The sequence below is a fragment of the Halochromatium glycolicum genome, assembly GCF_016584085.1.
GTDB classification, from domain to species: Bacteria; Pseudomonadota; Gammaproteobacteria; order Chromatiales; family Chromatiaceae; genus Lamprobacter; species Lamprobacter glycolicus.
This window is the reverse complement of sequence record NZ_NRSJ01000080.1, coordinates 1-8,232: the sequence shown is the minus strand read 5'-3', so window position 1 is coordinate 8,232 and position 8,232 is coordinate 1. Positions and strand designations below refer to the sequence as shown.

General features: G+C 64.6%; 9 protein-coding genes and 2 pseudogenes. 6 read left to right on the top strand and 5 right to left on the bottom strand.

Annotation, left to right across the window (positions count from 1 at the left end; genetic code table 11):
- Positions 1–277: pseudogene (locus tag CKO40_RS23070) on the bottom strand (multiheme c-type cytochrome); the annotation flags it as partial.
- A gap of 258 nt (positions 278–535) precedes the next feature.
- Here CKO40_RS23070 and CKO40_RS23065 point away from each other — a divergent pair.
- A complete protein-coding gene (locus CKO40_RS23065; RefSeq protein ID WP_200348805.1) occupies positions 536–1,090 on the top strand; it encodes a hypothetical protein in 555 nt (184 codons plus the stop codon).
- A gap of 86 nt (positions 1,091–1,176) precedes the next feature.
- Here the strand turns inward: CKO40_RS23065 and CKO40_RS23060 are convergent, their stop codons facing one another.
- Positions 1,177–1,746 (bottom strand): HPP family protein, encoded by a 570-nt coding sequence (locus CKO40_RS23060; protein WP_200348806.1) that lies wholly within the window; start codon positions 1,744–1,746, stop codon positions 1,177–1,179.
- A 162-nt stretch (positions 1,747–1,908) separates the two neighbouring features.
- Positions 1,909–2,043 carry a CBS domain-containing protein gene (locus CKO40_RS24735; protein ID WP_242477287.1) on the bottom strand — a complete coding sequence of 45 codons (135 nt, stop codon included), beginning with the start codon at positions 2,041–2,043 and terminating at the stop codon, positions 1,909–1,911.
- 241 nt (positions 2,044–2,284) lie between these two features.
- On the opposite strand from CKO40_RS24735, the gene CKO40_RS23055 reads away from it, so the two are divergent.
- The 3 genes and pseudogenes from CKO40_RS23055 to CKO40_RS25530 form a co-directional block, all read left to right on the top strand.
- Positions 2,285–3,154, top strand: coding sequence for a LysR family transcriptional regulator (locus tag CKO40_RS23055; protein ID WP_200348804.1), 870 nt, complete (start codon positions 2,285–2,287; stop codon positions 3,152–3,154).
- A 508-nt stretch (positions 3,155–3,662) separates the two neighbouring features.
- A complete protein-coding gene (locus tag CKO40_RS23050) occupies positions 3,663–5,072 on the top strand; it encodes a glycoside hydrolase 100 family protein (RefSeq protein WP_200348803.1) in 1,410 nt (469 codons plus the stop codon).
- A pseudogene (locus tag CKO40_RS25530) lies at positions 4,975–5,187 on the top strand (hypothetical protein); the annotation flags it as partial. The gene CKO40_RS23050 and the pseudogene CKO40_RS25530, both read left to right, overlap by 98 nt.
- A gap of 146 nt (positions 5,188–5,333) precedes the next feature.
- Here CKO40_RS25530 and CKO40_RS23045 read toward each other — a convergent pair.
- The gene (locus CKO40_RS23045) at positions 5,334–6,710 is read right to left on the bottom strand and encodes an NAD(P)/FAD-dependent oxidoreductase (protein WP_200348802.1); all 1,377 of its coding nucleotides are present in this window, start codon (positions 6,708–6,710) and stop codon (positions 5,334–5,336) included.
- A 282-nt stretch (positions 6,711–6,992) separates the two neighbouring features.
- Here CKO40_RS23045 and CKO40_RS23040 point away from each other — a divergent pair, with 282 nt between their 5' ends.
- Together CKO40_RS23040 and CKO40_RS23035 are read left to right on the top strand one after the other, a co-directional pair.
- Positions 6,993–7,136, top strand: a complete 144-nt coding sequence (locus CKO40_RS23040) for a hypothetical protein (protein WP_200348801.1) — start codon at positions 6,993–6,995, stop codon at positions 7,134–7,136.
- Between the two features lie 56 nt (positions 7,137–7,192).
- Positions 7,193–7,480, top strand: a complete 288-nt coding sequence (locus tag CKO40_RS23035; protein ID WP_200348800.1) for a hypothetical protein — start codon at positions 7,193–7,195, stop codon at positions 7,478–7,480.
- A gap of 113 nt (positions 7,481–7,593) precedes the next feature.
- Here CKO40_RS23035 and CKO40_RS23030 read toward each other — a convergent pair whose 3' ends face one another.
- Positions 7,594–8,022 (bottom strand): bacteriohemerythrin, encoded by a 429-nt coding sequence (locus CKO40_RS23030; RefSeq protein ID WP_207173822.1) that lies wholly within the window; start codon positions 8,020–8,022, stop codon positions 7,594–7,596.
- Between the last annotated feature and the right edge of the window lie 210 nt (positions 8,023–8,232).

Genomic DNA, 8,232 nt, shown 5'->3' with positions numbered 1-8,232 from the left:
CGCCCTCTTCGGCCTGATGGCAGTCGAGGCAGGTGACGCCGTTCTGACCGTGCTGGCTGTGGTTCCACTCCCAGTAGAGACCAGGGTTCTCGGTCATGTGGCATTCGACGCATTCCTTGCCCTTGGGGTCGCCCCAATCGACGCCGGGCTGGCCGGCAGGACGCACGGCATGGGCGTGGGTGGCAAACAGCAGGACGAACGTGCCGACGAGCCAAACGCTCAGCCGCTGGGACTGAGGCGTCCAACCGGCACGGGGACCAATCGGGTTTCTGGACATGGTGCACTCCGCGATCATTCTTCTCTGGCGCTCATGCCGGGTGCGCCTGTCGGGTGCGCCTGTCTGGCACGCCTATACGGCACGCATGAGCAGCTGGATGGCGGCGCCCGCCTCGCGCGCACGGACCCGCTGCCGAGGGACTCTGTGCGCGAATGCCGATGGGAACCTTGATGCGCCTCATGAATGAGCGGGGAGGGGGATGCGAGGATAGCGCGATTGATCTATCTCAATGACGCGACAGGCTGACCGGAGACCCGCATGCGCCCCATCCTCCTGCTGATCTTGATCTTCGCCGCAGTGCTCCTGATCCAGACCGTCGGCCGCGATACGAGCGCGCTCGACACACGTCTGGCGACGATGGAGGCGCGCCTTGAGCGATTGTCCAGACAGATCGAGCAACTGGAGAAAGGGAATCCGCCGAGCGCGCCATCGACGACAGCGCCGGCCCCAGAGCGCGAGGCTCAGCCAGCGGTGGCGAGCAACACCGGTGATGCGGTTGCGTGGCGTCTTGGTGCCCGGGTCGATGGTGAGCCACTGCGCGTCGCGGCCAGATCCCTTGATCGCGCCCGCGACCGGGTCGAGCTGTTGCTGGAGATCAAGACGCCACTCGACGATGCGACGGCCTGGCCGCGGCAGCAAGGCCAGCCGGCACCGGTCTCGGTCGTCGTTCAGGACAGTAGTGGCTCGGTGATTGCCGAGATGCCAATGACGCTGCTGCGCGGCTCAAGCCAGGAACCTGGAAGCTATCTCCATCTTGGTGCTCAGCTGCCCGAGCAGGTCGGCGCTCGAGCCAGCCTGATCGCGATTCGCTGACCCGCTTGTCGCGACTGATCGACCCCCGCTCGCCGTCTTCGGGCCACCCGTCCTTGAAGCGGCGCCTGGTCGCTGTCGCTGGCTGATCAAAGCCAGAACTCCGGATAGCGCCGTCCGCTCGCCAGATTGTTGACCAGCAGGGCGACCAGCAGCATCAACAGCGGGCCGAGCGTCGCCGGGATCAGCACGAACAGATAACCTAGCGCATGGATCTGCTCGGAGCCGATCACCGCGATCAGCGCGGTGGCGCCGCCGGGTGGGTGCAGGGTGCGGGTCAGGTGCATCACCGCAATCGCGGTTGAGACCGCCAGCGCTGCAGCCAGCCACGGCAGCAGCGGCCCGAGCAGCAGCCAGGCCGAGACCCCGACCAGCGCCGAGAGTGTGTGCCCGCCGATCAGGTTACGCGGCTGCGCCAACGGGCTGCGCGGGGCGCCATAGACCAGCACCGCCGAGGCGCCGAACGAGCCGATCAGCAGCAGGCCATCGGTTGGCGTGAGCCCGATGGCCTCGAGCCACAAGGCTGGGCTGCCTGCCTGGTTGCTGGCCATCTCGTTCAGCCAGGCGACCAAGGCGATGCCGAGGAAGCTGCCGAGCCAGGACCAGAGCACCTCGAGTGTGCTGACCCGGGGCGGGGCGCCGCGCGCGGAGCCGCGCATCTTGTTCAGGTAGCCAACGACCGCGCAGGCCAGGCGCTGTCCCAGACCGAAGCGTCGCCGCTGCCGCGCGACGGCGGTGAGCGGTCTCGGGTGGTGCAGATCCTGAAGGGGTCTGCTCGGTGCCATGATCCCTCCTCGAGGCGGCAGGCGTGCACGAAGTCCTTAGCGCAACAGCAGCCCACGCGAACGCCAGGCACCGTCCACCACCGGTATGCTGCGTCCAGGATGGCGGCGAAACGCCCGCATGGTCTCATTGAAGCCGGCCTGCTCATCGATCGTGACGGCGGCTTGGGTCATCAGCTCGGCAACCAAACACTCGCGAGAAGGGGGCGCTTGATAGTTGCGCAGAGTTCAAATGCCCTCAAACGGGTGTGCGCATCGGGAAGCGGTCAACTGCCGTTTCTAGTCAAGTCTTAGCGGCGGTGCCGCCACTCTGCTGAATAAGCTGGTGCTGATACTGGGTTCAGACAAACGAAAGTTATTTGATTTTGGTATCGATGATTCCGATATCTGCCCGGTCAATATCGGAGAGGCGCTGATGGACATCGACCAGATCAAGACCTTCCTCGCAGTCGCCGCGCACGGAAGCTTCCTTGAGGCGGCCACGCAGGTGCATGTCACCCAATCGACAGTGAGCGCGCGCATCCAAAGCCTGGAGCAGCAGTTCGGCACGCGCCTGTTCGTGCGCAACCGCGCCGGTGCCAGCCTGACCCATGCCGGCGAGCGCTTCCTGCGCCATGCCAAGACGCTGCTGCTGACCTATGAGCAGGCGCGCCACGAGGTCGGCCTGCCGAGCCGTTTTCGCGCCAGCCTCACCCTTGGCGCGCGTATCGCGCTCTGGGACAGTCTGCTGCCCCGCTGGATCGGGCGCCTGCACTCGCGCATGCCGGATATCTCGCTGAATACGGAGATCGGCTTTGAGGAGGACCTGATGCGCCGGGTCATTGCCGGCACCATGGACCTGGCGTTGATGTACAACCCGCGTCAGGCCGCTGGCATCGAGGTCGAGTACCTATTCGACGAGACCCTGATCTTGGTCGGTCCGGACCCCGAGCGGCGCACACTCGACGACAGCTATGTCTACATCAATTGGGGGCCGACCTTCTTCGCCCAGCATCGCCAGGCCTATCCGGAGCTGGAGCGCCCGGCGCAGACCGCCAACATCGGCTGGCTCGGGCTGCAGCTGATCCTGGCCAACGGCGGCACCTGCTTCGTGCCGGAACGGGTCGCGACATCTTATCTCGAGGGCGGCTGTCTGCACCGCGTCCATGGCAGCCCGAGCCTGCGATTGCCGACCTATGTGGTCTATCCGACCGTGGGCGGCCGCTCGGTGGTCGAGGCAGCGTTGGAGGCACTGCGTGCGCTGATCGCCGAAGAGCAGGGTGAATCGGCTGAGATGACTGACTGAGACCCAGTCGGAACGCGAGTCCCATTGTTTCAGGCCCATCCATGGATCTCGTGATGCGACTCGAACAGCTGGCGGTGGTCAGCGCAATCCACCCCGTTCCGCGAGGGTTATTGTCCCGACTGATGTGATCCGGACACCAAGAAGCCGCCAGATACTGCAAATAGGCGGCTCCTCCGTTTGGATTAGTCCCGGCGGAACGATATGCGATCTGGATGACCGCGGTGAGTTGGGCGTTGAGTTGGGCGTTGAGTTGGGCGGGCTGAAATGGAGAGCGGCTGTGAACGGTCCATCCGGTTATGCGGGTGTCTCCAGAACGGGCTTCCCCGATAGCCGCCGCCCCCAGCCTGGCCTGCGGCTGCAGTGCCTGCCCGAGCGCCGGAACCAGGCCATGGGTAGAGCTGGCCGTTGGCTCAGCGCTGAAAAGAATCCCGCGCCGCTCGGGTCCCGCCGCTCGGCTCCGAGGCGGCACGCGGATCACAGCCCCAACCTGAATCCCGAGGATGATCCGATGCTGGTCAACGAGAACCGTAAAACGGCCATACAGCGCGCCTGGCAACTACTCGAGGAATCGGTGGTCACCTATCGCGGCCAGCCGGTCGGGACCGTCGCCGCCCATGATCCCGAGACCGAGGCGCTCAACTACGACCAGGTCTTCACCCGCGACTTCGCCATCTCCGCCTTCGCCTTCCTGCTCGACGGCCGCCCCGAGATCGTACGCCACTTTCTCGCGACGGCCGTGCGCCTGCAGAGCCACGAGCGCCAGCTCGATTGCTTCAAGCCCGGCGAGGGGCTGATACCGGCCAGCTTCAAGGTCACCGATAACGGGGCGGGCGAAGAACTGTTCGCCGATTTCGGCGAGCACGCCATCGCCCGCGTCGCCCCGGTGGATTCGGGCTTCTGGTGGCTGCTGACGCTGCAGGCCTATGTGCATGTCACCGAGGACCACACCTTCCTGAATCAGGCATCGGTGCAGCAGGCGATCCGGCTGCTGCTCGATCTGAGCATGACCAGCCGCTTCGACATGTTCCCGACCATGCTGGTGCCGGACGGCTCCTTCATGATCGACCGGCGCATGGGCGTCTATGGCTACCCGATCGATATCCAGGCGCAGTTCTTCGCCGCGCTCTGTGCGGCCTCCGATCTGCTCGATGCCGACGAGCCGGCGAACGCGCGCTATCGCGCCGCCCTCGACGAGCGCCTGCCACATCTCGCCCATCACGTGCGCACCTACTATTGGCTCGATCTCGAGCGGCTGAACCAGATCTACCGCTACGGGGTCGAGGAATACGGACCCGCCGCGGTCAACAAGTTCAACATCTACCCGGAGGCCATCCCCGACTGGCTGATGGACTGGCTGCCGGAGACCGGCGGCTACCTGGTCGGCAACGTCGGCCCCGGCCGGCTCGACTATCGCTATTTTGGCCAGGGCAATCTGCTCGCCTGCGCCGCTGGGCTGGCGACAGAGGCGCAGGCCGCCGCGCTGATGCAGCTGATCGCGCAGCGCTATGACGACCTGATCGGCCAGGTACCGCTCAAGCTCTGCTTCCCGGCGCTGGAGGGCCAGGACTGGCGCATCCTGACCGGCTGCGACCCGAAGAACCGCCCCTGGTCCTACCACAACGGCGGCAACTGGCCAGTGCTGCTCTGGCTGCTGGCCCTGGTCGGTCTGCGCACCGGCGCCGATGAGCTGCTCGAGCGCGCGCTGAGCGATGCCGAGCGGCGGCTGCTCAGAGATGACTGGCCCGAATACTACGACGGCCGCCGAGGCCGCCTGGTCGGGCAGCAGGCGCGCCGGCATCAGACCTGGAGCGCCGCCGGCTATCTGGTCGCCTGCCAACTGCTGGAGCGTCCTGAGCGCATCGAGCTGCTGCACCTGGGCCGCTCGGTGGAGGGGGCCAGCTGCGCGGCTCCGGTCTGATCCCCTGGCGCCCAGCACCGGCCCGCGTCTATCCGACCGGCCCGTGCTGTTGCTCTGGGGAGAGAAGGACCTCGCCTTCCAGAAACCGGAGCGCGATCGCTTTGAGTCCCTGTTTCCTGATCACGACCCAGTATTGCTGGAAGGTGCGGGCCACTTCATTCAGGAAGATGCCCCGGAGGCGATCGTCGCCGCGATTCGTGACTGGTCCAAGAAGACGTTTAGCAACCGAGGCGAGAGGCTGTCACAGCGCCAGCGGAGCTGTCAGACGCGTTCAGCGATGGGGGTCGGTGAGCGCTCTTTGACGCCTTGGGCGCCTTCCTCCTGCGCTCCCTCCTCGCTGTCCTCGACCGTGCGTGTGAAGCGCAGATGGGCGATATCGGGCGGGAAGAACATCGCCCAGTTCCACTCCAGATAGAGCCTGGCCTTGCGCGCCAGGGTCGGGATGTAGAGCAGGTAGAAGCCGCGCCAGAGCAGCCAGGGGATGAACCCGGACAGGTTGATGCCGTAGACGCGGGCGACGGCACGGTTATGGCCGATGGCCGACATCAGACCCTTGGGCCGATAGCCGAACGCGCGGGTCGGCTCGCCGCGCTCGCGCTGGGCGATGTTGGCCGCGAGCTGCGGACCCTGGCGCAACGCGAACTGCGCCGTCGGCGGGCAGGGCGCGCCGTCCTCGCGGCTGTTTGGCACTGCCGCACAATCGCCAATGGCCCAGACGCCCGGCAGATCAGGCACCGACATATCGGGCTCGACGCGCAGGCGGCCGCGTTCCCGTTCAGCAGGCAGGGCCTCGATCAGCGGGTTCGCCGTGGTGCCGATGGTGCTGATCACGGTGCCGGCGTCGATACGGCTGCCTTTGTTGAGCTCAACGCCCTGCGCATCGATGGCCTGGCTGCGGGTGTTGAGCCGCACCTCGACCCCGCCATGACGGGCCAGCTGGCGCTCGGTGAAGCGGCCGAGGCGCTCCGGCAGCTCCGGCATCAGATGTGGACCCCCGTGCACGATCACCACCCGCGCGGGCTCCAATTGTGAATGCCGATACCAGCGTTGGCTCTCGTCGAGAAAGTCGCTGATCTCACCGGCGACCTCGACCCCGGAGAAGCCGCCCCCGATGACCACGAAGGTCTTCAGCCAGCGGCGCAGGGTCGGGTTCTCGGTCAGCTCGGCGTCCTCGAGCCGGGCGATGACCCGATTGCGCAGATAGAGCGCATCGCCCACCGTCTTCAGCGGCAGCGTGTGCTCGGCCATGCCCGGGATCATCTGCAGATTGGCGCGGCTGCCGCAGGCCAACACCAGATGGTCATAATCGAGGCGGCCAGCCTCCGAGCTATTGCGGAAATGCACGCGACGCGCCTCGGTGTCGATGCCGGTGACCTGGACCTGGTGGACCTTGGCGCGGTGAACCATCTGGCGCAACGGCGCGACCACATGCCCCGGCAGCACCGAGGCCCCGACGACCTCCGGCAGCAGCGGGTTGTAGGTCAGATGGTTCTCGGCCGAGAGCAGATGGATATCGGCCGAGCGCAGGCGCCGTTCGAGGGTCTTGGCCGCGGTGGCACCGGCGAAACCGCCACCGATGATGACGATCCTCGGTCGGCGATCGGGGTCCGTAATGGATGTGCGGGGTGCATTGGGCATGACGGGCTCCGGTTGGCGTGGTCACAGGCGGCGGGTGCCGGCTGCCAAGCAGGATCTGGCGCCCATGCAGATCGTCCAGCAAGCACGTGTGGAGTTGCGCTTGGCCACTGGCTATCACCCGCTCTAGACCGAGTTGGCGAACGGGATATTTCAGTGGACTGACGGCGGACTCTTGGCGGGCGGATGCGAGGCTCTGAACTGGTTACATCCAAGTGGATGGTTCTCGATCTTGCGGCCCAGTTTCCACGCGTTGCACTAAAGCGATCCAACCTGATGCGGAAGATGACCACCGCGCTCGGCCTTCTGAAGGGCGACCTGGCCCTCGGCGAGTTGTTCGAGACGACCGGGTGTCTGACCGTTCCAAAGCGCCCAAGGCAGCGCAACCGAAGCAGGCTGAAAGAATTGAGCGATTTGCTGGGTCTTTAAGGGTAAGCCAGCGCGGCTGGCAGTCTGAAACACAAACCACCCAAGAGAGACCGACGATGACCAAACTGATCCTGACAACCGCCGCCGTCCTGTTCACCGTCTCGGCCCAGGCAGCCGACAGCTATCAGCAGTTCATTCAGAACAATCCCGACAGCGACAACAGCCGTGCCCGCTATACAGGGGTTCAGGCCCAGCCACCGGGCGTAGGCGCCAACATCAATCGTTATCAAGGCCTCGGCGAGGGCAATCCGGACCTGTTCGAGATGGATCTCGGCCGCTCGCCAAAGAGTGAGACGCCCGATATCTATGGAGCTGCTGAAGGGAATCCTGATCTCAGCTTCTAACCTAGAAACGGCAGTTGAACGGCTACCGGGGTGCGCTCCGCGTGCCCCGGTCGCACACAGGCCAGCAAGGTACAACGAGGCGCAATCTCCATGCTACTCGGACTCGCGCTGCCTCAACCAGTGAAATTCTCGGGGTATTGACGCAGATAAGGCGCCATCAAGAGGTCTTCCTGCAGCACGTGGTGCAATAGCCAATCGCGTAACAATGTAATCAAATCAGAGTTCCGCTCCTGCTGCGTCGCGGCATCGCCCTCAGTTTGTGCGCGGGCGATCAGCTCTTCGAGCGAGCGTGTCAAGGACTCATGGAGCCTCTTATGCTCGCTATGCGTAGGGAAACCGATAGCCGCTTGAATCTGCTCTTCGTTGCGAAAATGCTCCCGCGTGTAATCGCGCAGCTGCATCAAAGCGTTATTGATCGGCTGTCGGTCTTCGGGGTCGCGTAAGGCAAGCTCCACAGTGTTGATGAGACAAATGAGGTAGCGATGATCCCGATCGATCAAGGCATTTTGAACGCTCATCTTTTCTCTCCAGAAAATCGGCACGGAACTAACCCCCGCTAAATTGTAGCCTCAATGCGATCTCGCAGCGCATTGCACCAGCTGTTTTCAATGCAGTTTGATTCCTCTTAGGCGATTGCCGGAAAAGCTCGTACCGAATTGCGCAGGATTTTCGTTTGCCTTCGAGGAGCGTCGCCGGGAGCATAGCCGGGCTATGTGACCGGCGGCGCGACGAAGAAGGCGAGCGAAAAGACC